This is a genomic window from Oceanitalea stevensii (assembly GCF_014837105.1).
In the GTDB taxonomy this organism is placed as follows: domain Bacteria; phylum Actinomycetota; class Actinomycetes; order Actinomycetales; family Actinomycetaceae; genus Oceanitalea; species Oceanitalea stevensii.
Genome location: NZ_JACSPO010000001.1, coordinates 257,514 through 279,686, shown reverse-complemented (window position 1 = coordinate 279,686; position 22,173 = coordinate 257,514). Strand labels below are relative to the sequence as shown.

The following is a 22,173-nucleotide window of genomic DNA, read 5'->3' as shown; positions in this document are numbered from 1 at the left end:
TCCCCCGGCCGGCGGCCCGGGTCAGACGGTGGCCGGGGCGGGGGTCAGCGCGTCGGTGAGCAGCGCGACGAGCATCTCCACCTGGACGTCCGCGACGACCTCCTCGTCCGAGCCGTCCAGGGCCCGGGCCGCGAGGCCCGCCTTGGAGCCGATGAGCTCGGCGATGCGGGTGTCGAGGGTCTGGGCGGCGATGATCCGCCACGCGGTCACCGGCTCGGGCTGGCCGATGCGGTGGACGCGGTCGATCGCCTGGGTCTGCTCGGCGTCGGTCCACGAGAGCTCGGCGAGCACGAGGTTGGACGCCACCTGGAGGTTGAGTCCCACGCCCGCCGCGGTGAGCGAGCACACCGCGACCGAGACCTCGGGGTCGTTCGTGAACGCGTCGATGTTGCGCTGCCGGGCGGTGGAGGTCTGGTCCCCGCGGATCGAGGCGAAGCGGATGCCGCGCTGGGTGAAGAGCTCCTCCGCGGCGTCCATGACGTCGATGTGCTTGGCGAAGAACACGACCTTGCCGACGTTGCGCGCCAGCTGGGCGGCGTAGTCGGCCGCGGCCCCGCCCTTGGCCGAACCGAGCTTGCGCATCATCGTGAAGACGTTGTCCTCGGACTTCTTCTCCGAGGTCTTCGTCGTCTCCCACACGGCGACCTGCCGGACGAGCTCGTGGTCGATGCCCTCGACGACGTTCTCCCCGTGCCGCACCTCCAGCGCCTTCTGGTACCGGGTGACGAGACGGCGGGCCAGGGCCCGCTCGGCGTCGCGGATCGAGCGGCCCGCGGCGTCGTCGAGCTCGACGAAGACGTCGGCGATGCGACGGGCCGGCAGGTCGGCGGCGACGTCGATCTTGCGGCGCCGCACGATGCCCTGCTCGATGACGGCGCTGCGGGCGGCGGCGTAGAAGCCGCGGTCCGAGGGCACCAGGCCGGTCTCCTCGAGCGCCTCCATGAGGTCCCCGAGCGGCTTCTCCTCGTCGATCCAGCCGAGGAACTGCCAGATCGCGGTGAAGTCCTCGATGTCGTTGATGAGCGGGGTGCCGGTGAGCGCCATGAGGAGCGGGGCCCACGGGCGCGAGCGCAGCTGCGCGGACAGGCCCAGGACGTGCTGGGAGCGCTGAGACTTCTTGTTCTTGATGAAGTGCGCCTCGTCGACGACCATCCCGCGCACGCCGAGCTCGAGGCTCCCGAGCCAGCCGACGTGCCGCTCGAGGATCTCGTAGTTGATGACGATGATGTCGGCGAAGGCGTCGATGTCCTCGCCGTCGCCGTGGACGACCGTGGCGCGGTGGGCGGGCGTCCAGCGCTCCGCCTCGCGTGCCCAGTTCGTCTTGACGACGTTGGGCACGACGACGAGGAGCGGGTAGGCGTCGGCGGCCTGCGCGGCGAGGAGCGCCTGCGCGGTCTTGCCCAGGCCCGGCTCGTCGGCGAGCAGGAAGGTGCGGTGGCCCTCGGCGGCGGCCTCGACGAGGCGGGACTGGTGGGGCATGAGCTTGAGCCCGGGCGGCACGCGGGTGCCGTTCGGCGGGGGCAGCGTCATGCACGCGGCCTCGCCGCCGTACTCGAAGGAGCGCAGCAGCGGCTCGATGAGCTCCCAGCCGGCGAGCCGGCGCGGACGGGCCGGCGGCTTGCGCACGGCGTCGTAGTCCGGCTCGAGGAAGGGGTTGGACATCTGGCGGGAGATGACGGCCTGCGGGACGACCTGGCGCTGCTCGACGGCGGAGGGCTCGCGGGCCTCCGCGGCCTCGGGCTCCTCCTCCTCGGGGACGTCGAAGCCGGCCTCGAGGAGCATCTCGCGGCGCAGCTCGCGGGCCTCGGGCGAGACGACGGCCTCGTCGGCGATGAGGGCGAGGAGGCGCGGGTCGCGGGCGGCGGTGACGGCGAGGATGGTGGCGATGCCGTCGAGGCGCTTGAGCTCCTCGCCGCGGCGGGCCTCGTTGAGCGTCGTGTCCGCCTTGAGGCGGGCACGTTCCTCGCGTACGAGCAGCGCGATGGCCTGGAACTTCGTGCGAGTGGAGGGGACCACCCGTTCGCGCTTGACCGCACCCTCGACCTCGCGGACGGCGCGGGCGAGCACCGGGATGATCCCGCTGTTGTCCTGGTGCTTGCGCTTCTGCGTGCTGCGCGGGGCAGTACGGCGAGCGCCCGACGGGCGCTGGGCTCCTCGAGCCACTGACTCCTCCTCCGGAGTGACGACACACATCGCGGCGGGAGGCCCGCACGCAGCACCCGGGGCGACGGACGTCAGATGGTCCAGTCTCGCCGAGAGTCTCGCTGCAGCAGGTCCACCACCGGAACAACCCGGTCGGCTGACCACCGCGACGCCTTCACCCTACCCCTGCACCCCGGCCGTGCCGCGTCCATTCGGCGTGGGCGATGTCACGCGCCGCGGTGGGCGACGTCGACGGCGCGCGCCCAGCGCAGCACGTCGTCGGGGATCTCCGGCGAGGCGAGCTCGGCCCCGGCGAGGTGCGCGACGACCTGCGGCGCGGGCACCCGCTCCCCCGAGCCGCGGGTGAGGAAGCGCCCGGCGACGACGCCGCGTGCGCAGCGCTCACCGCGCCGGGTGAAGACCTGCTCGAGGTAGACGACCCGCTCGTCCCAGCCGACGACGCGCGTGGCGATCTCCACCCGGTCCCCCAGCCGCAGGGAGCGGCGGTAGGTCATCGTCGACGCCGCGACGACCGGGTACCAGCGCTTCTCGTTCAGGCGCGGGAAGCCGCCGAGGTCGGCGATGTAGTTGCTGCGGGCCACGTCCATCATCTGCAGGTAGGTGCCGTTGTTGACGTGGAGGTAGAGGTCCAGGTCGGTGGGCAGCACCCGCAGGGTGGTGGTCGACGGCGCGAGGACGTCGAGGCCGATGGAGCGGCGCGGCTTGGCGGTGGCCAGGAGCAGGTGGAGCTGGCGGGACATGCCCGCACGCTACACATGACTCACAGGGCGCTGATCAGCGGCTCCACGGTCGCGAGGATCGTGGCGACGGCGCTCGCGTCCGCCGGTGTGCCCGTCGCCTCGAGCTCGGCGATCTCCAGGCCGGCGACCTGCTCGGGCCGCAGCGCCCCGAGGATCGCGCCGACCTGTGCGGGGAGCAGGCCGCCGGGCACCCGGTAGGCGGCGGGGACCGGGCCCGGCTCCAGGACGTCCCAGTCGATGTGGATCCACACCTCGCGGTCCCCGACCACCTCGCTCACCCGCTCGGGCGTGCTCGCCCCGGGGTCCAGCACCCGCACCCCGTGCGCGTCGAGGAGCTCCTGCTCGGCGTCGTCGATGTCGCGGCCACCGACGATGACGACGTTGCGGGGGTCGAGCCCGGCGCCGTGGCCGCTGTCCCACAGCCCGCACCCCGCCGCGACGACCATGCCGCCGAGGTACCCGGACCACGTCGTGGCCGGGGTGTTGAAGTCGCCGTGCGCGTCGATCCACAGGACGACGGCGCCCGGGTGGTGCCGCGCGACGAGGGGCAGCGTGGCCAGGCTGGCCGCGCAGGTGTTGGCCACCATGACCGGGGTGCGTCCTGCCGCGAGGCTCTCCGCGACCGCGTCCCGCAGGCCGGTGAGCGTGGCGGCCGCGGCGGGCAGCGCCTCGCTCCAGTCGTCGGTGAGTGCCGCCGACGGCTCCCCGACCACCCGGAGCGCGCGGCCGGTCCGCTCGGCGAGGGCCTCGGCGGTGAGCAGGGCGCCGGGGATGGCACCGGCGGTACGGTCGGCGACCCGGCCCTGGGACACGACGAGATCGATCACGTGGGCGCTCCTGCGGACGGCGGCGGGGACGCCTGCAGGGTAGGTCCGAGCGGCTCGCCGGTGACTCCTCATCTCACCGCCCACGCCGCCGATCGTGCGGGTGATGCGGCCGCACGACCGGTGCCCGCCGCGCCCCTCCCGGAAGGCCGCCATGTCCGACGCCCTCACGTTCCTCCGCGACCACAAGGTCGGCATCGGCGTCGTCACGGCGGCCCTCCTCCTCGCCGGCGGCGCCGCCGTGGCCGGCAGCCCGGAGACGGTGACGACGGTCGCGGCCGTCGTGGACGGCGAGACGATCGACGTCGTCGTCGACGGCGAGGAGCAGCGGGTGCGCCTCCTCAACGTCGCCACCCCCGAGGAGTGCCTGCGCGACGAGGCCACCGCCTTCCTCACCGAGCGGCTCCCGGCCGGGACCGAGGTGGACCTCGAGCTCGACGAGGAGCGTCACGACGACGCCGGCCACCTGCTCGCCGGCGTCCTCGAGGAGGGCTCGCTCGTCAACGAGGAGATCGCGCGGACCGGACTGGGCGTCGCCGTCGTCCAGGAGCCCAACCGGCGCTTCTACGACGCGGTCCTCACCGCCCAGCGGGCCGCCGAGGTCGAGGGCCTGGGCCTGTCCTCCGAGACCGTCGGGTGCACCGTGCCCGCCCAGGTGCTCGCCTACGGGGAGCAGGTGACGGAGCTGGAGGCCGCCGTCGGGGCCGGCACGATCGCCGAGCTCGACGGCTGGTCCGCCGAGGCGGCCGCTGCCGCCGCCACGGGCGCCGCCCTCCTCACGCTGCTCGACGGCGACGACACGGCCTTCCCGCTCGTCGCCTACACCGGTGAGCACTGGACGCTGCGCGAGGACGTCGAGGAGTGGAACGCGCGCGTCGTCGCCGTCGAGGAGACGATCGCGACCGAGCGCGCCGCCGAGGAGGAGCGCGTCGCGCGCGAGGAGGCCGAGCGGCGCGCGGCCGAGGAGGCGGAGCGCCGAGCAGCCGAGGAGGAGGCCGAGCGCGCGGCTGCCGAGGAGGCGGCGCGGGAGGCCGAGGAGGCCGCCCGCGCCGAGGAGGCGGCCGAGCGCGCCGCGGAGGCCGAGGAGACGTCGTCGGGATCCGGCGGGAGCGCCTACTACGAGAACTGCACGGCGGCCCGCAACGCCGGCGCCGCACCGGTCCGCGTGGGCCAGCCCGGCTACGGCAGCCACCTCGACCGCGACGGTGACGGCGTGGGCTGCGAGTAGTGGCGACCGGCCCGGCCAACCGCCTCACGGCGAGTGGCCGCTCAAAGCGGCTCGTGTTGGAGCCCGGGGGTGTGAAACCGGGCCGGTCACCTGCTCCAACCACGGACCCCGCCGCCGCATTCCCGGATGCGGTCCGTGAGCTGCGGCGCAGCCTGACGATGACCGCGGGCACCCCGCCAGGGCGGCCGTCACGACCGGTACCGTCGCACGGAGCATGACCGACCCCAGCCCGACGACGTGCCCGGACAGCGAGCAGCCGCCCGGGCCACCGTCTCGTCGCCTGGACCCGGCGCTGTCGCGGCTCGGACGCTGTGGGACCATGGTGGACATGTACCGACTGCACCTGACCTCGCGGAGGCACATCGACCTCGCGCGGGTGCACACGATGATCTGTCGGTCCTAGGCGACACGGCACCCGGCCGCCCAGACGACCGCCTGCCGACCTCTCTGTCGCCCTCTCTCACGTCCGACGTGTGCAGCAGCAGCCTTCAGGAAGGACCCCGGCCTTGACCCAGACGATGCGTGCCCTCGTGCTCCGTGAGCACGGGGAGCTCGACGCGCTCCGCCTCGAGGACGACTACCCCCGCCCCCAGCTCGTGGCCGGGCACGTCGTCGTCCGTGTCACCGCGAGCTCGTTCAACTACCACGACATCTTCACGGTCACCGGGATGCCGGGGATCCGGCTGCCGCTGCCCGTGGTCATCGGCCTCGACGTCGTCGGCGTCGTCGAGGAGGTGGCCGACGACGTGACGGGCTGGCGGCCCGGCGACCGCGTGCTCGTCCACCCGCTCGACTCCGCCGGGAAGCTCATGGGTGAGCAGCGCGACGGCGGAATGGCCGAGTACAGCCTCGTCGAGGCGACCCAGCTCATCGCGATCCCCGACGGCGTCACCGACGTCCAGGCCGCGGCGCTGCCCGTCGCGTACGGGACGGCACACCGCATGGTCGTCGGCAAGGGCGCCATCCACGCCGGGGACAAGGTCCTCGTCCTGGGTGCCTCCGGCGGCGTGGGGACCGCGTCGATCGTGCTCGCCAAGCAGCTCGGCGCGCACGTCGTCGCGGCGGCCGGCTCCGACGAGAAGGCCCAGCGGCTGCTCGAGATCGGCGCGGACGAGGTGCTCAACTACCGCGAGGTCGACTTCTACCAGTGGGTCAAGGAGCACTACGGCAAGCCGGCCCGGTGGAGCGACGAGACCGGCATGGACGTCGTCATCAACTTCACCGGCGGGGACACCTGGCACCCGACGCTGCGCAGCACGAAGCTCGGCGGGCGCATCCTCGTGTGCGGCGCGACGGCCGGCTTCGACCCCGTCGAGGACCTGCGCTACATCTGGTCCTTCGAGCTGCAGATCATCGGCTCCAACGGTTTCGGCACCGAGGACTTCGAGGCCCTGCTCGCCATGGTGGCGGCCGGCACGATCGACCCGCCGGTCAGCGACGTCCTGCCGCTGTCCCAGGCCGTCGAGGGGCTGCGCAAGGTCCGCGACCGCGAGGTCCTCGGCAAGGTCGTCGTCACCCCCTGGAGCGGGGAGTGATCACCGCGGCCGAGCTCGAGGAGCGCATCCTCACCTCCCCCTTCCACCGGTGGCTCGGGCTGCGCGTGGTCTCGGTGAGCCCGGAGGAGCTGCGGCTGAGCGCCACCTGGCGCGAGGAGTGGGAGAACGGCACCACCGCACGGGTCACCCACGGTGGCATCCTCGCCGCCCTGCTCGACCTCGCCGCGGACTGGGCGCTCGTCGCGAGCCAGGGCACCCCCGCGCCGACCATCGACTTCACCACCCACTTCCTGCGGGCGGCCGCGCCGGGCGACCTCCTCGTCGTCGCCCGGCCCGTCAAGCTCGGCCGCTCGCTCACCGTCGCGGAGGCCGAGGTGCTCGACGGCGCCGGCAAACAGGTGGCCGTGGGCCGCGGGACCTACGCGAGCTTCGCGCCGAGCACGACGACGGAGGGACCGCGCTCATGAGTCGCAACCAGGGCGACCGGATCATCGGCGACCGCCCCGACACCCCGGCGGTCATCGGGGTGACCGACGAGGGCAGCACGACCCTCACCTACGGCGAGCTCGAGGCCGCGGTCCAGTCCCGGGCCGCGCAGCTGCACGCCCTCCTCCGGCCCGGCCAGACCGTGGGGATCCTCGCCCACAACTCCCCCGAGTGGCTCGTCGCCTTCTACGCGGTCCAGCGCGCCGGCGGCGTGCCGGTCCCGGTCAGTCACAAGATGCCGGCCGAGACCCTCGGCTACGTCCTCGAGGACGCGGCGGTGACGCTGCTCCTCGTCGACGACCACACGCGGGACCTGGTCACCACCGACGTCCCGATCCTCGACCTCGGGACCCCCGCCCCGCCGTCGTCCTTCACCAGCGTGGTGCCCGAGCCGGGTGACACGGCGATGATCCTCTACACCTCGGGCTCGACCGGCCGCCCCAAGGGCGTGCTGCTCTCCCAGGCGAGCCACCTGTGGGTCATCGACCAGACGGCGCGGACGGTGGAGCCGGGCAGCACGCGCGTGCTCATCTCCGCCCCGCTCTACCACATGAACGCGCTGACGAACTCCCAGCGCTCGCTCGCCTCCGGGGCGACGATCGTCCTCCTGCCGGGGTTCCGGCCCGGCCTGTTCGTCGACGCGCTCACCTCCCACCGCGTCACCGAGCTGAGCGGCGTGCCGCCGATGTTCGCCATGCTCCTCCAGCGGCCCGAGCTGCTCGAGGGCCGCGACCTCTCCTCCGTCCGCGGCATCTACATGGGCTCCGCGCCCGCGGCCCCGGCGCTCTTCGACCAGCTCCGGGCGACCTTCCCCAACGCCGAGATCGCCTTCGGCTACGGCACCACGGAGTCCGGGCCCGTCGTCTTCGCCCCGCACCCGGGCGGGCTGCCCACGCCCGACGGCTCGGTCGGGGTCGCGAACCCCGCCGTCGAGCTGCGGCTCGTCGACGGCGCCGGGCGGCCCGTCGAGGGCCGCGGCGTGCTCGAGATCCGCAACCCGGCGCTGCTCACCGGCTACCACAACCGGCCCGACGTCGCCGTGCCCGTCACCCCCGACGGCTTCCACCACACCCGCGACGTCTTCCGCGTCGACGAGAACGGCTTCTACTTCTTCGCCGGCCGCGAGGACGACATGTTCACCTCCGGCGGCGAGAACGTCTTCCCGCGCTCGGTCGAGCAGGTCCTCGAGTCCCACCCCGCCGTCGACCAGGCCGTCGTCGTGCCCGTCCCCGACGACGTCAAGGGCGCCAAGCCCGTCGCCTTCGTCACCCTCCGGCCCGGCACGCAGGCCGGCGAGCAGGAGCTCAAGGCGCACGTCCTCGAGCACCTCGAGCCCTTCGCCCACCCGCGCCGGGTCTGGGTGCTGGAGGACATCCCGCTCTCGAGCACGAACAAGGCCGACCGCGACGGCCTCGCCGCCCGCGCCGTCCGGCTCCTGGGGGCCCCGTGACGGCCGTGACGACGGCGCGCCGCGAGTCGCGGCTGCAGGCCGTGGCCCTGCCGGCGGCGGTCGTCGTCGGCCTGCTCGCCCTCCTCCAGATGCTCTCCGTCACCGACGTCCTGCCCCGCAGCTACGCCCCGCCGCCCACCGAGGTGCTCGCCGCCCTCGGCCGGCTCCTCGCCGGCCCGGCGCTGTGGGCCGACATCGGCAGCACGCTCGTCGGGTGGGCGGTCTCGCTGGGGATCGCGGTCGTGCTCGGGACGGTCGTCGGCATGCTGCTCGGCAGCGTACGCTGGGTCCAGTGGCTCCTCACGCCCGTCGTCGAGTTCCTCCGCCCCATCCCCTCGATCGCGCTCATCCCGCTCGTCGTCCTCACCATCGGCGGCGCCCGCGACGGCGCGGTCTTCCTCGCCGCCTACGCCGCCGTGTGGCAGATGCTCGTCGCCGCGATCTACGCGACCGGCGCCGTCGACCCGGTGGCCCGCGACACCGCCCGCGCGTACAACCTCTCCCGGCTGCAGACGGTCCGCTGGCTCACGCTGCCCGCGATGGTGCCCGGGCTGGTGACCGGCGTGCGGATCGCCTCGGCGACCGCCCTCATCATCACGGTGACCAGCGAGATCCTCCTCGGCGGCGTGCCGGGCCTGGGCCAGGGGCTCAACCTCGCCCGCAGCGCCGGTGACCTCACCCGGATGTACGCCTACGTCGTCGTCATCGGCATCGTCGGCCTGGCGATCAACACGGTCCTCACCGTGCTGGCCAGGCGGGTCGTCGGCTGGCAGGGGGCCCGCCGATGAACCGCCGCACCCTGCTCGGGCTCCTCGGCGCGGTGCTCGCCCTCGCCGTGTGGTGGGCGACGTCGGCCGGCTCGACCAACCCCTACTACCCGCCGCTGCCGCAGGTGCTGGACAACCTCCTCGAGTACTGGCTCGGCGGGGCCGGCACCGAGCACCTCCTCGACAGCGTCCGCAACCTCGCCGTCGGACTCTCCGTCGCCGTCGTCCTCGGGATCGGGCTCGGCATGCTCGTGGGCCAGGTGCGGTGGCTGGACCGGGCGGTCGCCCCGACCTTCGAGTTCGTCCGCGCGATCCCCGCCACCGCACTCATCCCCTTCGCCATGGTGCTCTTCGGGCTGGGGACGTCGATGAAGATCTTCATCATCGCGCTCGGCTGCTTCTTCCCCATCCTCCTCAACGTCATCGACGGCTGCCGGCAGCTGCCCGCGACGCTGCTCGACACCACCCGCAGCTTCGGGATCACCGGCTGGTTCCGCCAGCTCCACGTCGTGGCCCCGGCGATCTACCCGCGCGCCGCAGCGGGCATCCGCATCGCGATCCCGCTCGCGCTCATCCTCGTCGTCACCAGCGAGATGACCGGCAGCCGCATCGGCATCGGGTTCGTCCTGTGGACCGCGCAGACCAGCTTCAACATCGTGGCCGTGTGGGGGGCGATCCTCCTGCTGGGGATCCTCGGCCTCGTGCTCAACCTGCTCTTCGGCGCCGTCGAGCGCCTCACCGACCGTCGCTACCACCGGGCCTGAGATGACACAGACACCACCGATCCTCCACGTCGACCGGCTCGCCAAGGACTACGGCTCCTTCCGCGCCCTGGACGACATCACCTTCGACGTCGCCGCCGGCGAGTTCTTCACGATCGTCGGCCCCTCGGGGGCGGGCAAGACGACGCTGCTGCGCTGCCTCACCGGCCTGCTCGAGCCCACGTCCGGGACCGTCGAGTACCAGGGACGCGCGGTGAGCGGCGTGCCGCGCGAGTTCGCCGTCGTCCTCCAGGACTACTCGCGCTCGCTGCTGCCCTGGTACAGCGTGGAGAAGAACGTCGCCCTCCCGCTGCGGGCCCAGGGCCTGGCCAAGGCGGAGATCGCCGAGCGCACCGCCCGGGCGCTCGCCGACGTCGGGCTCGGGGACGCCGCCCGCAAGCACCCCGGTGAGCTCTCCGGCGGCATGCAGCAGCGCGCGGCCATCGCCCGCGCCATCGCCTACCAGCCCGAGGTGCTCGTCATGGACGAGCCCTTCGCGTCGGTCGACGCCCAGACCCGCGCGGACCTCGAGGACCTCGTCCTCACGCTCCGCGAGGAGTTCGGCATGACGGTCGTCTTCGTCACCCACGACGTCGACGAGTCCGTCTACCTCAGCGACCGCGTCGCTGTCGTGTCCAAGTCCCCGAGCCGCATCACGACGGTCGTCGACATCGACCTGCCGCGCGAGCGGGACCAGATCGCCACCAAGGAGCTGCCGCGCTTCAGCCAGCTGCGCTCCGAGGTCTTCGCCGAGATCCGCAACCGCGTGCGTGACGTGGACGGACCCACCAGCCCCGAGTACGTCATCTGACGGAGGAACACCATGAGAGCGCGCACGACCACCCTCGCCCTGGCGGCGACCACCGCCCTGCTCCTCGCCGCGTGCGGCGGCGGCGGGGACGAGCTCGAGGCCGGCGAGGACGGCCTCACCCCGCTCACCGTCATGCAGATCACGACGATGGACGCCGGCCCGCTGCACCTCGGCGTCGCGGAGGGCTTCTTCGAGGAGGAGGGCCTGGACGTCGAGGTCCGCATCGCCGAGGCCGGCTCGGCCATCGTGCCCTCCGTCGTCAACCAGGAGAGCCCCATCGGCTACGCGAACGCCGTGAGCGACCTCCAGGCCATCGACCAGGGGCTCGACGTCAAGTTCGTCGCCAACTGCTGCGCCGTGGGAGCGGACCCGGAGGCGGACACGTCCCGCATCTTCGTCCTGCCCGACAGCGAGATCACCGACGTCGCCGGCCTCGCGGGCGCGAACATCGCGGTGAACTCCGTGAACAACCTCGGTGACCTCACGATCGAGGTGGCCCTGGAGAACAACGGCGTGGACACCTCGGCCGTCGAGTTCACCCCGATGAACTACTCCGACATGCCGGCCGCGCTCGAGCGCGGGGACGTCGACGCGATCTGGTCGGTCGAGCCGCACCGGGCGATCTCCGAGAGCCGGGGGTTCACCCCGCTCATCTCGAACTTCGTCGAGTCCTTCCCGGACACGACGATCGGCTACTACATCACCAGCGGGGCCTTCGCGGAGGCGAACCCGGAGGTCGTCGCGGCGTTCCAGCGCGCGATGGACCGCTCGAACGAGTTCGCCACGGAGAACCCCGACCGGGTGCGCGAGACGATCGTCGAGAACCTCCAGATCGACGCCGAGCTCGTCGACCAGACGAACCTCCACGTCTTCGCCCCCGGGCTCGACGAGGAGAGCGTCAAGGTGATCGCCGCGGCCGCGGTCGAGCACGGGATGATCAGCGAGGAGCCGAACTACGAGGAGATCTTCATCCGCCCGGAGGGGTGAACGGGGTGAGGACGAGCTCGGGGATCTCGACGTCCCCGGGCGCCGTGAGCACCGACCGGATGGCGGCGGCCACGCTGGCCGCCGCCATCGCCGTCGCCGGGTCGAAGTCCCGGCCGGCCTGCTCGTGGATGCGGCGCTGCATCCCCGTGTCGGTCCGGCCGGGCAGGACGCTGGTGACCCGGACACCGGGCTCCTCCACCCGCAGCGTGTCCGCGTACGCGCGCAGCGCGGCCTTGGACGCCGCGTAGGCGGCCCAGCCCGGGAAGGCGCCGAGCACCGCGGTGGAGCTGACGAACACGACGTGCCCACCGCGGCGGCGCAGCCCCGGCAGCAGCACGCGGGTGAGCTCGACCGGTCCGGCGAGGTTCGCGGCCAGGACCGCCGCGAGCCGGTCCGGGTCGAGCTCCGCGGCCGGGGCCACCCCCTCGACGCCCGCGCAGTGCACGACGGCGTCCACCTCGGTCCCGGCGACCCGCTCGGCGATGGCGGACGCGTCGGCGAGGTCGAGGAGGAGGACCCGGGCGTCCGGCAGCTCCGTCGCGAGGCGCGCGACGTCCTCGTCGCGGCGTACGGTCAGCACGAGCTCGTGGTCGGTGAGGGCCTCGGCGACGGCGCGGCCGATGCCGCGCGCGGCGCCGGTGACCAGGACACGACGGGCAGGATCAGGAGTCATCGATGAGCAGCCTACGCACGACCGGAGGAGAACCATGACCGTCCCCGCCACCCTCGACCACCTCCTGTGGGCCGTCCCCGACCTCGCCGACGGGGTCGCCCACCTCGCCGGGCTCACCGGCGTCGAGGCCGTGCGCGGCGGCGCCCACCCGGGGCTGGGCACCGCCAACCACCTCCTCGCCCTCGACGTGCCGGGCACGACCGGCCCGCGCCGGACCTACCTCGAGCTCATCGGGCCCGACCCGGAGCAGGGCCTGCCCGCGGACCGGGTGGGTCTCGGCGTCGGGCACGTGCGTGAGCCCTCGCTGCACACGTGGGCCGTCCGCCCGGCGGACCTCGACGAGACGGTCCGCGACGCTGCGGCCGCGGGTGTGGACGTCGGCGAGGTGCGGGCCACCGAGCGCACGACGCCGGACGGACGGCTGCTGCGCTGGCGGATGACGCCCGGCGCCGGCGGCATCCGCCCCTTCCTCATCGACTGGCGCGACACGCCGCACCCCGCGCAGGGCGGGCTGCCGGCGCTCACCCTGCTCGACCTCTCGGCCGAGGCCCCGGACGTCGCCGCGGCGACCCGCATGCTCGCGGCGCTCGGCGCGCCGCTGACGGTGACCGCCGGGCCGAGGGTCGCGCTGCGCGCGGTCCTCGACACCCCGCGCGGCCGGGTGGTCCTCGCTACCGCGTGACCTTCCCGGTGAGCGCGGCGACGGGCTGGGTGAAGACCGGCTTGGCCACCACCCAGGCCGCCACCATGAGCGCGAGGGCGATGCCGAAGTAGACGAGGCCCAGCCAGCTGCCGTCGTTGCGGGCCGCGAACATGTGGTTGAGGTTGCCCTGCGCGTCCGTGGCGAGCACGAGCGTCACGTGGACGACGGTGAAGGCGACGAAGTAGACCATGAGCGGGAAGTGCAGCGCGCGGGCCAGGCTCATCGGCACGAAGCGCCAGCTCGCCGGCCACACCGGCGACATCCGCAGCCCCGTGACGAGGGCGAGCGGCGCGGCGACGAAGACGGTGACGAAGTAGGACAGCACCTGCAGGGCGTTGTAGCTGACCCAGCTGCCGTGGGCCGGCCAGTCCAGGGAGAGGTACTGGATGCCGACGGACAGGGCGTTCGGGAAGACGTCCCAGCTCGTCGGGACGAGCCGCATCCAGTGGCCCGTGACGACGATGAGGACGACGAAGACGAGGCCGTTGAGCACCCACAGGAGGTCCGCGGCGAGGTGGAGCCACAGGTTGAGGCTGATGCGCACCGGCTTCTTCCCGCGGGCGGCCTTCTTCGGCTGCCAGTGGCCCTTGGGGCGCTGGGTGGTGCGGATGAGCCAGCCGCTGCGGACGATGAAGACGAGGAGGAAGGCGTTGAGGAAGTGCTGCCAGCCCACCCACGCGGGCAGCCCGACCGGCGCCGTCTCCGGCAGCTCGGTGGTGCCCGGGTAGTCGGTGACGAAGCCGGTCACCGCCGGCACCTCACGCAGCCACCGCGCGACGAGCACGACGACGACGAGCGCCACCAGCGCCGTCGGAACCATCCACGCCAGCTGCTGACCCCGGCTGCGCGCAGCACCCTTTGACGACATGCCTCACCCATTCCACGACTGACCGGCCACGGGCTCCCGAGCCCGCCCCACAGCCTACGGGCAGCACGACGCTCCTCCCGGACGACGACGCCGTACCGAGGGATGACCAGTCCGTGGGGCTATACTGACCCTTTCCCCGCCGGTACCTGCCGGCGACGGCCGGCACGGAGCGGACCCGCAGCGCAAGGAGCGCGCGGTCGCCCGGCGTCCCGCGCGGAACCACCGCCCGGCCCCCCACCGCGCCGCGGTTCGAGCACGCCCGACGGGCCGAGCTCACCGCGCGCACCGACAACAAGAGAGGCGGTTCCCGTGCCCCGACGTACTCGAGCGCTCGCCGGACTCGACCCGTCCTTCGTCGTGGAGGACCACGGCCGTCCCGGCGCCCACGAGCTCAAGCGCACCGTGGACGCCGTCGGGAACGAGCTGCTGCTCTACCGCGACACCGTCTCGCGCCGGGAGCGCGCCCGTGACCGGGCCGCGGTGCTCGGCAGCCGCGTCGTCTCCGCCCTCCCTCGGCGCCTGGGCGCCGGGCTCGCGCGCCGGGTCGCCCGGGTCCAGACGCTCGGCCGCCGCCCCGGCCCGGACGCGCGTCCCCTCGCCCCCGTGGCGGCGCGCGGCCGCGCCGACGGGCCGGCCGACGTCGGCCGCTACGACAGCGCGACCGAGGAGGCCGCGCGCCGCGAACGAGTGCTCGCGGTGCTGCGCGCGGCCGGGGTCGGCGCGACCGTCATGCCCGCGGGTGCGGGCAAGCCGGCCGCCGTCGTCGTCCGCCGCAGCGACCGTGCCCGGGCCGTCGCCGCCCTCGCCGCCGGCCTGGACGGCACCTGGCGCGTCGTGCCGCTCGACGCGCGCGGGGCCCGTCCCCGCGCCCTCCGTACCCGCCGCCTCGCCCGCGCCGTGGCCACCCGTGACGGGTTCCGGGTCTTCCGCGACGTCCCAGGGCCGGCACGCCCGCTCATGGGGCCCGAGGTGGGTGTCGACGTCGAGACGTGGCCGGAGGCGGTCTCCACGCCCACCGGGCCCGGCGAGCTCCCCTCGGAGACCCACGGCACCCTCGTCGCACCGCGGCGCCAGACCTGGACCACGCACCTGAACGCCGCGCAGTGGCGGCAGGCCACCGAGACCGGGTCGGTCGACGTCGGCCCGCTGCCGCACCTGCTCGAGCCCACCGGCCCGATCGACGTCGTCTACACGTGGGTGGACGGTGAGGACCCGGAGTGGAACGCCGCGCGGCTCGCCGCCCTCGGGGTGCCCGCCGACCAGCGGCACACCCCCGAGGCGACGCACACGGCGCGGTTCCGCTCGCAGGACGAGCTGCGCTACTCCCTGCGCTCGCTCGAGATGTTCGCCCCGTGGGTGCGCCGCGTCCACGTCGTCACGGCCGGGCAGGTGCCGGACTGGCTCGACACCGACCACCCCCGGCTGCGCGTCGTGGACCACCGCGACATCTTCACCGACCCGGGCGTCCTGCCGGTGTTCAACTCCCACGCCATCGAGTCCCAGCTGCACCACATCCCGGGCCTCGCCGAGCAGTACCTCTACCTCAACGACGACGTGTTCTTCGGCCGGCCCGTGTCGCCGAGCCTGTTCTTCCAGGGCAACGGCCTGGCGACGTTCTTCACCTCCTCCGCCCTCATGGACGCGCGCGGGCACCAGCCCGACGACTCCCCCGTGACGAGCGCGGCGAAGAACAACCGCGCCCTCATCGCCGAGGTCTTCGGCCGGCGGGTGACCCACCTGTTCCAGCACACGCCCCACCCCCAGCTGCGCTCGGTGCTCCAGCACATGGAGGCCGAGCACCCCGCGCTGTTCGCCCAGGTCGCGGCCTCGACCTTCCGCCACCCGGACGACCTGTCGATCAGCTCGGCGCTGCACCACTACTACGCCTACGCGCTGGGCAGGTCCGTGCCGGGGCGCCTGGCGTACCTCTACCTCGACCTCGCCCACCCGCGGGCCGCCGCGCGGCTGCGCCGGCTGCTGCGGCGCCGCGAGTTCGACGTCTTCTGCCTCAACGACTCCCCCGCCGTCGGTGAGGTGGGCCGGGGCGAGCTCCTCGGCGACTTCCTCGAGCGGTACTTCCCGGTGCCGAGCAGCTTCGAGCTCCCCGTGGGCGGCGGCTCCCCGCTCGAGCGGCCGCTGACGACGGCGCGGGTCGCCTAGCCCGTCCGACGGTCCTCCCCACGTCCGGTGCGGCCGGCGGGCGGCACGGCGTGATCGGTGCGAGCCTGCCGTCATTCGCAGCGGTCGACGGGAGGGAGCGCGGGATGGCGAAGGACGACGAGGACGGGCGGAGCAGCAGCACGGTCGTGCGCGGGCTGCGGAGCACGGTGGGCCGGGAGAGTACGACCTTCGGCTTCTCGATCCTCGTCACCGTGAGCTTCGGGATGCTCCAGGTGACCGAGGGCACCCCGGACGTCGGGACGATCTTCCTCTTCGCCACCGGCGCGGTGCTGTCCTTCACCCTGCTCGAGGCGGTGCTCTCCCGCGGCTTCCGGCGGCCGATGCCGCAGCACCGCAGCAACGTCCTGGCCGTCGGCACGAGCCTCAACCTCGTGTCGGTCCTCGGCGGTCTCGGGGCGACCTGGCTCGCCGGCACGCTCCTGTCCCACCCGGCCGTGTGGGCACTGGCACCCTTCCTCGCCGGCGTCGTCTACCTCCTCCTCGAGAGCCTCGAGACGGCACTGGGTGAGCGCGTGCTCACCGGCGCCGGGGACGAGGACGCGGACGACGTCGAGCCCTGAGGGCCCACCGCCGTCGCGAGTGCTGCTGATCTGCACCGAAGCCCGCGGCACGCGTCCTGAGCGACACCTGTCCCGGCGTGTCGCGGGCGTGTCGCGGACTTCGGTGCGGCTCAGCGACACCTCCCGCCGACGGACCCCGGCCGCCCCGCGCCGGCGTCCCCCTCAGCCCAGCAGGCGCGGCCGCAGCTCGGAGCCGAAGAAGTCGAGGAACGCGTCCGGGTCCGGGCCGACGTTCATCGCGACGACGTGGTCGTAGCCCGCGTCGGTGAACTGCCGGATCGTCGCGAGGTGCCGCTCGACGTCGGGACCGCAGGCGAACTGCTCGCGCACGTCCTCCTCGCGGACCGTCGCCGCGGCGGCGTCGAAGTTCACCGGGTTGGGCAGCTCGGACATCACCTTCCAGCCGGTGAGCGCCCAGCGGCTGGTCTCCAACGCGTGCGCGGCGGCCTCGTCCTCGGTGGCGGCGTAGGCGAGCGGCGCCTCGGCGTAGAGCGGGCCGTCCCCGCCGGCGTCGCGGAAGGCCTCGACGAGCGAGGGGTCGGGCTCGGTGACGAAGAGCCCGTCGGCGAGCTCCCCGGCGAGGCGCGCCGCCTGCGGACCGCCACCGGCGACGGCGATGCGCGGCAGCTCCTCGGGCAGGTCGAAGATGCGCGCGTCCTCGAGCTGGAGGTAGCGCCCGTCGTAGCTCTGGTAGCCGCCCTGCCACAGCAGCCGGATGATCTCCAGCGCCTCGCGCAGCATGGCCTGGCGCTCCGTCGCGGAGGGCCACGGCTTGCCGACGACGTGCTCGTTGAGCCGCTCCCCCGAGCCCAGGCCGAGGGTGAAGCGGCCCTCGGAGATGAGCGCCGTCGTCGCCGCGGCCTGCGCGATCACGGCCGGGTGGTAGCGGAAGGTCGGGCAGGTGACGCCGGTGACGAGGCCGATGCGCTCGGTGCGCGCGGCGATGGCGGCGAGGACCGACCAGGCGAAGGGGCTGTGGCCCTGGTTGTCGAGCCACGGGTGGAAGTGGTCGCTGATCTCGACGAAGTCGTAGCCCACCTCCTCGGCGCGGACGGCCTGGCGGATGAGCTCCTGCGGCCCGTAGGCCTCGGCGGCGAGCTTGTAGCCGAGCTTCATGACGGTCTCCTTCACGGTTCGGGCTGGTCAATGGCCGGCGGCGCGCCGCACGAGCGCGGCCATGGCGCCGGTGTCGTCGCTGTCGACGACGGGGACCTCGTCCTCGAGGTGGAACTCGATGCCGGGGTTGTGGACGTCGCTGCCGTCGGCGAGGAAGAAGTGCGGGCTGCCCTGCACGTCCTCGCGGTGGGTGCGGTAGTCGCGCATCATCGGCCCGCGCGCGCGGCCGTCGTCGAGCGCCTCCCGCAGCGCGTGGGCGTCCACGGAGGGGCAGGAGCCGGCGACGTCGAGGATCTCGTGGAGCATGCTCACCGTGCGGCTCTCGGCGAACAGCGCCCGCCGCAGCGCGAGGTCGAGCTCCTCCGAGGCGGCGGGGCCCTGCGCCTTCGCGGCGTGGACGGCCTCGTTGGCGAGCAGGGTGGTGACGGGCCACTCCGACTCCTTGCCCTGCCACGTCCGGAAGCCGAAGTCGGGGGCGAGATCGGCGAAGACCGGTACCTCGCCGGAGACGAAGTCGAGCGGCAGCGGAAAGGCGTTGACGTCCTCGAGGAGGAAGAGGCGGTGGTCCACCCGCACCTCCTCCTCCAGCCCCGCCTCGGCGCGGGCCGCGTAGAAGCGGTGCAGGGCCAGGGTGGCCCACCCGCAGGCGACGTCGGAGTAGAGCACGATCGTCCCCGGCTCCACGTGGATGGGCATGGCACGTCCTTCCGTCGGCTTCCCGACGAGTCTCACCCGAGGCGGGCGAGCGGGCATCTCACGCCGACGGCGCGAGCCCGGTGAGCCAGGTGCGGACGGCCTCGCCGATGGCGGGCTGGTCCTTCTTCAGGCTGTGGTCCCCGGCGACGACGACGACGCTCCGGCCGGGTCCTTCCGGCGGCACCCCAAAGGCGTCACGCTCGCCCTGGACGACGAGGGTGGGCACGCCCGCGCCGTCGAGCTCGGGAAGCCGGCTGGGCCGCTCCGCCTTCCCCGGCGGCTGGAGCGGGAAGGCCAGGCACAGGACGCCGACGGCGCCGAGCGGCAGGGCCGTGCGGCACGCGACCCGCGCACCCGAGGAGCGGCCGCCGAGGACGAGCGGGAGACCCGCGCCGGGGCCGGCGAGCAGGTGGTGGACGACGTCGGTCCATGCGGCGTCGAGCTGCTTCGCGGGCGCGGGCGCCCGGCGGCCGGCCACCCGGTAGGGCTGCTCGACGAGTGCGACGCCCCACCCGAGCCCGGTCGCGACCGTGGTCGCGGTGCGCAGGTCCGGTGCCTCGACCCCGCCCCCGGCACCGTGCCCGAGCACGAGCAGTCCGCGGGCGCCCGGGGCGCCGTGCAGGTGCACCCGCGCCGGCCCGTGCGTCGTCTCGATCTCGAGGGTCTCGCCGCTCACCGTCCGATCGTAGGCGCGCGCCGACCCGCCACCACATGCGCCGACAGCCGGATTCCTCCGCGACCCTGCCCTGGAGAGATCCAGCTCTCTGCGCAAACGGAGTACCACCCCTCCGCCGACAGCCGGATTCTTCCGCGACCCTGCCCTGGAGAAATCCCGCTCTCGGCGAAAGTGGGCGGGGCCAACTCGCCCCGAGGCGGGGACGCTATGCGGCGTCGTCGGGGGTGGGGATGTCGCGGCTGATGCGGAAGCGGCGCAGCTCGCGGTTGGTCGCGGCGACGACGACGATCCCGACGAGACACGCGAGCCCGCCCAACGTCGCGGCGAAGGCCGCGCTCGTGGCCCCGGCGACGACGCCCGCGCGGAAGTTGCCGATCTCCGGCCCGGCCACGCCGATGACGTGCTCGACCGAGGTCACCCGCCCACGGTGGCTGTCCGGCGTCGCGAGCTGGACCGCAGCGCCACGGGAGATGACCGAGACCGTGTCGGCCGCTCCCGCGACGACGAGCGCCGCGAGCGCCGACCACAGCGGCCCCACCATCCCGAAGACCGCCAGCGCCGCGCCCCACGTCCCGGCCGCCCACAGCTGGACGGCGCCGGGCCGGTCGGAGCGGGTGACGGTGCCGGAGGCGAAGCCGGCGAGCACGCCACCGACCGCGACCGCGCTGAGGAAGAGGCCGAGCGTCTCCGGGTTCCCGCCGAAGCGCTCCTCGTTGATGACGGGGAACAGGGCGATCGGCATGGCGAGCAGGGTGGCGACGAGGTCGGTGACGTACAGGCCGCTCACCACCCGGCTGCGAGCGATGTACCGCATCCCCTCGACGACGGCGCGCGGCCCGCGTCCGCTCGGCGCCCCGGTGGGCGGCATCGCGGGCAGCCGCACGACGGCGTAGAGCGCGGCGAGCGAGGCGACCGCCTGGACGAGGTAGGCCGGGGTCAGCCCCCACTGCCCGAGGACCACACCGGCGAGCGCCGGCCCCACGAGCATCGCGGCCTGGAAGCTCAGGTGCTGGAGCGCGATCCCGGCGGCGACGAGCTCGCGGCCGAGCAGCCGGACCGGGAAGGTGCGCTGGGCCGGGGCACCGAGCGCCCCGAAGCCCGCCTGGGTGGCGACGAGGAGGAGCAGGAGGCCGAGGGAGTCCACGCGCAGCAGCGCCTGGGCGGCGAGGCCGAGGGCGGCGACAAGCTGGGCGAGCATCGTCCACCGCACGAGCACGCGGCGGTCCACGGAGTCGGCGAGGGCCCCGCCCACGAGCCCGAGCAGGACGAGCGGCACCGCCCGGGCGAGTCCCACCGCGCCGGTCCACACCGGGCTGTGCGTCATCTCCCAGACCTGGAAGAGGACGGCCACCGACGCGATCTGCCCGCCCACCGCGGACAGCGAGGTCCCCAGCCACAGCCGCCGGTACGCCGGGCTCACGCGCAGCGGGCGGACGTCGAGCAGGCGGTGCTTCACCGCGCCACGGTAGCCCCTGGCGTGGGCACGCCCTGACAAGGGCGGCGGTGTCGGGAAGACTGGCGGCATGCGAAACGTGGAGCGGATCACCGACGTCGTCACCTTCCACGGCGAGGGGCCGGTGTGGTCCCTCGAGTGGGGCGGGCTGCGCTTCGTCGACATGCTGGCCGGCGGGGTCCTCACCCTGCGCGACGACGGCGAGGTCGACCGGATCACCGTCGGCAAGGTCGCCGCCATGGTGCGCCCGCGCGCGAACGGGGGCTACGTCGTCGCCACCGAGAAGGGCATCGCCCTGGCCGACGACGTCACCGCCGAGCCCACCCGCTCGATCCGGCTCACCGACCGTGAGAACGAGCGGATGAACGAGGGCGGCGCCGCCCCGGACGGCAGCCTCTACGTCGGCTCGATGGCGTGGGACGGCTCGGACGACGGCGGGCGCCTCTACCGCGTCATGCCCGACGGCGGCACGGAGGTCGTCCTCGACCCCGTCTCGGTCTCCAACGGCCTCGGCTTCTCCCCCGACCACACCCTCGCCTACTACGCCGACAGCGGCCCGGGCCGCATCGACGTGTTCGACGTCGACGGCGGGGTGCTGAGCGGGCGCCGTCCGCTCGTCTCCTTCCAGGACGACGACGGCGTGGGTGACGGTCTCGTCGTCGACTCCCAGGGCACGTTCTGGGTGGCGATGAACGGCGCCGGCCAGGTGCGCCGCTACTCCCCCGACGGTGAGCTGCTCGAGACGGTCGAGGTGCCGGTCCCCGGCGTCACCGCCTGCACCCTCGGCGGGCCGAGCCTCACCGACCTGTTCGTCACGACCTCACGCGAGGGCGACGACACCCCGGGCGCCGGCTCGGTCTACGCCGCCGCGGTGGACGTGCCCGGGCTGCCGGTCCTGCCCTTCACGGGCTGAGCCGTGGACCTGCTGCGCTCGGTCGCGCTCTTCGGCGGCGCCGCGCTCTTCGAGATCGGCGGCGCCTGGCTCATCTGGCAGGGCGTGCGCGAGCACCGCGGGTGGGTGTGGATCGGCGCGGGCGTCGTGGCGCTGGGGATCTACGGCTTCTTCGCCGCCCTGCAGCCGGACGCGAACTTCGGGCGGATCCTCGCGGCGTACGGCGGGGTGTTCGTCGCGGGCTCGCTCGTGTGGGGCATGGTCGTCGACGGCTTCCGCCCCGACCGCTGGGACGTCACCGGCGCGCTCCTGTGCCTCGCCGGCGTCGCCGTCATCATGTACGCCCCGCGCACCGCCGGCTGAGCCCGCGACCAGCCGACGAGAACCGGTCGCTCACCCGCAGGAGGGGACCTCGTCGCGGGACGTCAGATTGATCCACCTGGTGGGTCAATCTGACGTCTCCCGCACACGTCTCCCGTCGGTGAGGTGGCGGCGCATCACCTGGAGGGAGTCGAGGACCCCCGGCTATCCCCATCCCCCCGCCTGGTTCGCCCCTCCGGGCATCTCGACGCACCTCCGGCACGCCTCCGGAGTACCGGAGGTCCGAACCAGAGGAGGTGGAGGTGATCGCGGCAGGAGCCG

At 73.8% G+C, this 22,173-nt stretch carries 22 protein-coding genes; 13 read left to right on the top strand and 9 right to left on the bottom strand.

Going from position 1 to position 22,173, the window contains the following annotated elements; all coding sequences use genetic code 11:
• Nucleotides 1-21: 21 nt before the first annotated feature.
• The 3 genes from H9624_RS01345 to H9624_RS01335 form a co-directional block, all read right to left on the bottom strand.
• Nucleotides 22-2,163 (bottom strand): DEAD/DEAH box helicase, encoded by a 2,142-nt coding sequence (locus tag H9624_RS01345; protein WP_251838110.1) that lies wholly within the window; start codon nt 2,161-2,163, stop codon nt 22-24.
• A 206-nt stretch (nt 2,164-2,369) separates the two neighbouring features.
• Nucleotides 2,370-2,903 carry an acyl-CoA thioesterase gene (locus tag H9624_RS01340; RefSeq protein WP_251838109.1) on the bottom strand — a complete coding sequence of 178 codons (534 nt, stop codon included), beginning with the start codon at nt 2,901-2,903 and terminating at the stop codon, nt 2,370-2,372.
• Between the two features lie 20 nt (nt 2,904-2,923).
• Entirely contained in the window at nt 2,924-3,730 is an 807-nt protein-coding gene (locus tag H9624_RS01335) for an arginase family protein (protein WP_251838108.1), read from the bottom strand.
• A 151-nt stretch (nt 3,731-3,881) separates the two neighbouring features.
• Here H9624_RS01335 and H9624_RS01330 point away from each other — a divergent pair, with 151 nt between their 5' ends.
• The 8 genes from H9624_RS01330 to H9624_RS01295 all read left to right on the top strand — a co-directional run bounded on the left by H9624_RS01330 (nt 3,882) and on the right by H9624_RS01295 (nt 11,713).
• On the top strand, nt 3,882-4,955 hold the full coding sequence (locus H9624_RS01330; RefSeq protein ID WP_251838107.1) for an excalibur calcium-binding domain-containing protein: 1,074 nt from the start codon (nt 3,882-3,884) through the stop codon (nt 4,953-4,955).
• 506 nt (nt 4,956-5,461) lie between these two features.
• Complete coding sequence (locus tag H9624_RS01325) at nt 5,462-6,490, top strand: zinc-binding dehydrogenase (RefSeq protein WP_251838106.1); 1,029 nt, start codon at nt 5,462-5,464, stop codon at nt 6,488-6,490.
• Nucleotides 6,487-6,918, top strand: a complete 432-nt coding sequence (locus H9624_RS01320; RefSeq protein ID WP_251838105.1) for a PaaI family thioesterase — start codon at nt 6,487-6,489, stop codon at nt 6,916-6,918. The genes H9624_RS01325 and H9624_RS01320 overlap by 4 nt, the downstream gene beginning before the upstream one ends.
• Nucleotides 6,915-8,387, top strand: a complete 1,473-nt coding sequence (locus tag H9624_RS01315; protein ID WP_251838104.1) for a class I adenylate-forming enzyme family protein — start codon at nt 6,915-6,917, stop codon at nt 8,385-8,387. The genes H9624_RS01320 and H9624_RS01315 overlap by 4 nt, the downstream gene beginning before the upstream one ends.
• Nucleotides 8,384-9,175, top strand: a complete 792-nt coding sequence (locus tag H9624_RS01310; protein WP_251838103.1) for an ABC transporter permease — start codon at nt 8,384-8,386, stop codon at nt 9,173-9,175. The genes H9624_RS01315 and H9624_RS01310 overlap by 4 nt, the downstream gene beginning before the upstream one ends.
• Nucleotides 9,172-9,918 carry an ABC transporter permease gene (locus H9624_RS01305; protein ID WP_251838102.1) on the top strand — a complete coding sequence of 249 codons (747 nt, stop codon included), beginning with the start codon at nt 9,172-9,174 and terminating at the stop codon, nt 9,916-9,918. The genes H9624_RS01310 and H9624_RS01305 overlap by 4 nt, the downstream gene beginning before the upstream one ends.
• Before the next feature lies 1 nt (nt 9,919).
• A complete protein-coding gene (locus H9624_RS01300) occupies nt 9,920-10,726 on the top strand; it encodes an ABC transporter ATP-binding protein (RefSeq protein WP_251838101.1) in 807 nt (268 codons plus the stop codon).
• 12 nt (nt 10,727-10,738) lie between these two features.
• On the top strand, nt 10,739-11,713 hold the full coding sequence (locus H9624_RS01295; protein WP_251838100.1) for an ABC transporter substrate-binding protein: 975 nt from the start codon (nt 10,739-10,741) through the stop codon (nt 11,711-11,713).
• Here H9624_RS01295 and H9624_RS01290 read toward each other — a convergent pair.
• On the bottom strand, nt 11,694-12,386 hold the full coding sequence (locus H9624_RS01290; protein WP_251838099.1) for an SDR family oxidoreductase: 693 nt from the start codon (nt 12,384-12,386) through the stop codon (nt 11,694-11,696). The genes H9624_RS01295 and H9624_RS01290 overlap by 20 nt on opposite strands.
• Before the next feature lie 34 nt (nt 12,387-12,420).
• Here H9624_RS01290 and H9624_RS01285 point away from each other — a divergent pair, with 34 nt between their 5' ends.
• Nucleotides 12,421-13,068 carry a VOC family protein gene (locus tag H9624_RS01285; RefSeq protein WP_251838098.1) on the top strand — a complete coding sequence of 216 codons (648 nt, stop codon included), beginning with the start codon at nt 12,421-12,423 and terminating at the stop codon, nt 13,066-13,068.
• On the opposite strand, the gene H9624_RS01280 is transcribed toward H9624_RS01285, so the two are convergent.
• Complete coding sequence (locus H9624_RS01280; protein WP_251838097.1) at nt 13,058-13,909, bottom strand: cytochrome b/b6 domain-containing protein; 852 nt, start codon at nt 13,907-13,909, stop codon at nt 13,058-13,060. The genes H9624_RS01285 and H9624_RS01280 overlap by 11 nt on opposite strands.
• 357 nt (nt 13,910-14,266) lie before the next feature.
• Here H9624_RS01280 and H9624_RS16770 point away from each other — a divergent pair, with 357 nt between their 5' ends.
• Both H9624_RS16770 and H9624_RS01270 read left to right on the top strand, forming a co-directional pair.
• Nucleotides 14,267-16,117: a stealth family protein gene (locus H9624_RS16770; RefSeq protein ID WP_251838096.1), complete on the top strand. Its 1,851-nt coding sequence runs from the start codon at nt 14,267-14,269 to the stop codon at nt 16,115-16,117.
• A 104-nt stretch (nt 16,118-16,221) separates the two neighbouring features.
• Complete coding sequence (locus H9624_RS01270; protein ID WP_251838095.1) at nt 16,222-16,698, top strand: hypothetical protein; 477 nt, start codon at nt 16,222-16,224, stop codon at nt 16,696-16,698.
• A 162-nt stretch (nt 16,699-16,860) separates the two neighbouring features.
• On the opposite strand, the gene H9624_RS01265 is transcribed toward H9624_RS01270, so the two are convergent.
• From H9624_RS01265 to H9624_RS01250, 4 genes are all read right to left on the bottom strand, one after another.
• Complete coding sequence (locus H9624_RS01265) at nt 16,861-17,814, bottom strand: TIGR03557 family F420-dependent LLM class oxidoreductase (protein WP_251838094.1); 954 nt, start codon at nt 17,812-17,814, stop codon at nt 16,861-16,863.
• 27 nt (nt 17,815-17,841) lie between these two features.
• Nucleotides 17,842-18,510: a DsbA family oxidoreductase gene (locus H9624_RS01260; RefSeq protein WP_251838093.1), complete on the bottom strand. Its 669-nt coding sequence runs from the start codon at nt 18,508-18,510 to the stop codon at nt 17,842-17,844.
• Nucleotides 18,511-18,568: 58 nt separating this feature from the next.
• A complete protein-coding gene (locus tag H9624_RS01255; RefSeq protein ID WP_251838092.1) occupies nt 18,569-19,186 on the bottom strand; it encodes an alpha/beta hydrolase family protein in 618 nt (205 codons plus the stop codon).
• A 205-nt stretch (nt 19,187-19,391) separates the two neighbouring features.
• A complete protein-coding gene (locus tag H9624_RS01250; protein ID WP_251838091.1) occupies nt 19,392-20,642 on the bottom strand; it encodes an MFS transporter in 1,251 nt (416 codons plus the stop codon).
• Between the two features lie 67 nt (nt 20,643-20,709).
• Here H9624_RS01250 and H9624_RS01245 point away from each other — a divergent pair, with 67 nt between their 5' ends.
• Together H9624_RS01245 and H9624_RS01240 are read left to right on the top strand one after the other, a co-directional pair.
• Nucleotides 20,710-21,552 (top strand): SMP-30/gluconolactonase/LRE family protein, encoded by an 843-nt coding sequence (locus H9624_RS01245; RefSeq protein WP_251838090.1) that lies wholly within the window; start codon nt 20,710-20,712, stop codon nt 21,550-21,552.
• Nucleotides 21,553-21,555: 3 nt separating this feature from the next.
• Nucleotides 21,556-21,894 carry a YnfA family protein gene (locus H9624_RS01240; RefSeq protein ID WP_251838089.1) on the top strand — a complete coding sequence of 113 codons (339 nt, stop codon included), beginning with the start codon at nt 21,556-21,558 and terminating at the stop codon, nt 21,892-21,894.
• Nucleotides 21,895-22,173: the final 279 nt, after the last annotated feature.

Excerpts from the sequence above, each read along its gene's own strand:
- H9624_RS01340 (WP_251838109.1), bottom strand. The coding sequence starts at position 2,903 with ATGTCCCGCCAGCTCCACCTGCTCCTGGCCACCGCCAAGCCGCGCCGC.
- H9624_RS01330 (WP_251838107.1), top strand. The coding sequence starts at position 3,882 with ATGTCCGACGCCCTCACGTTCCTCCGCGACCACAAGGTCGGCATCGGC.
- H9624_RS01315 (WP_251838104.1), top strand. The coding sequence starts at position 6,915 with ATGAGTCGCAACCAGGGCGACCGGATCATCGGCGACCGCCCCGACACC.
- H9624_RS01305 (WP_251838102.1), top strand. The coding sequence starts at position 9,172 with ATGAACCGCCGCACCCTGCTCGGGCTCCTCGGCGCGGTGCTCGCCCTC.
- H9624_RS01300 (WP_251838101.1), top strand. The coding sequence starts at position 9,920 with ATGACACAGACACCACCGATCCTCCACGTCGACCGGCTCGCCAAGGAC.
- H9624_RS01295 (WP_251838100.1), top strand. The coding sequence starts at position 10,739 with ATGAGAGCGCGCACGACCACCCTCGCCCTGGCGGCGACCACCGCCCTG.
- H9624_RS01290 (WP_251838099.1), bottom strand. The coding sequence starts at position 12,386 with ATGACTCCTGATCCTGCCCGTCGTGTCCTGGTCACCGGCGCCGCGCGC.
- H9624_RS01285 (WP_251838098.1), top strand. The coding sequence starts at position 12,421 with ATGACCGTCCCCGCCACCCTCGACCACCTCCTGTGGGCCGTCCCCGAC.
- H9624_RS01280 (WP_251838097.1), bottom strand. The coding sequence starts at position 13,909 with ATGGTTCCGACGGCGCTGGTGGCGCTCGTCGTCGTCGTGCTCGTCGCG.
- H9624_RS01270 (WP_251838095.1), top strand. The coding sequence starts at position 16,222 with ATGGCGAAGGACGACGAGGACGGGCGGAGCAGCAGCACGGTCGTGCGC.
- H9624_RS01265 (WP_251838094.1), bottom strand. The coding sequence starts at position 17,814 with ATGAAGCTCGGCTACAAGCTCGCCGCCGAGGCCTACGGGCCGCAGGAG.
- H9624_RS01260 (WP_251838093.1), bottom strand. The coding sequence starts at position 18,510 with ATGCCCATCCACGTGGAGCCGGGGACGATCGTGCTCTACTCCGACGTC.
- H9624_RS01245 (WP_251838090.1), top strand. The coding sequence starts at position 20,710 with ATGCGAAACGTGGAGCGGATCACCGACGTCGTCACCTTCCACGGCGAG.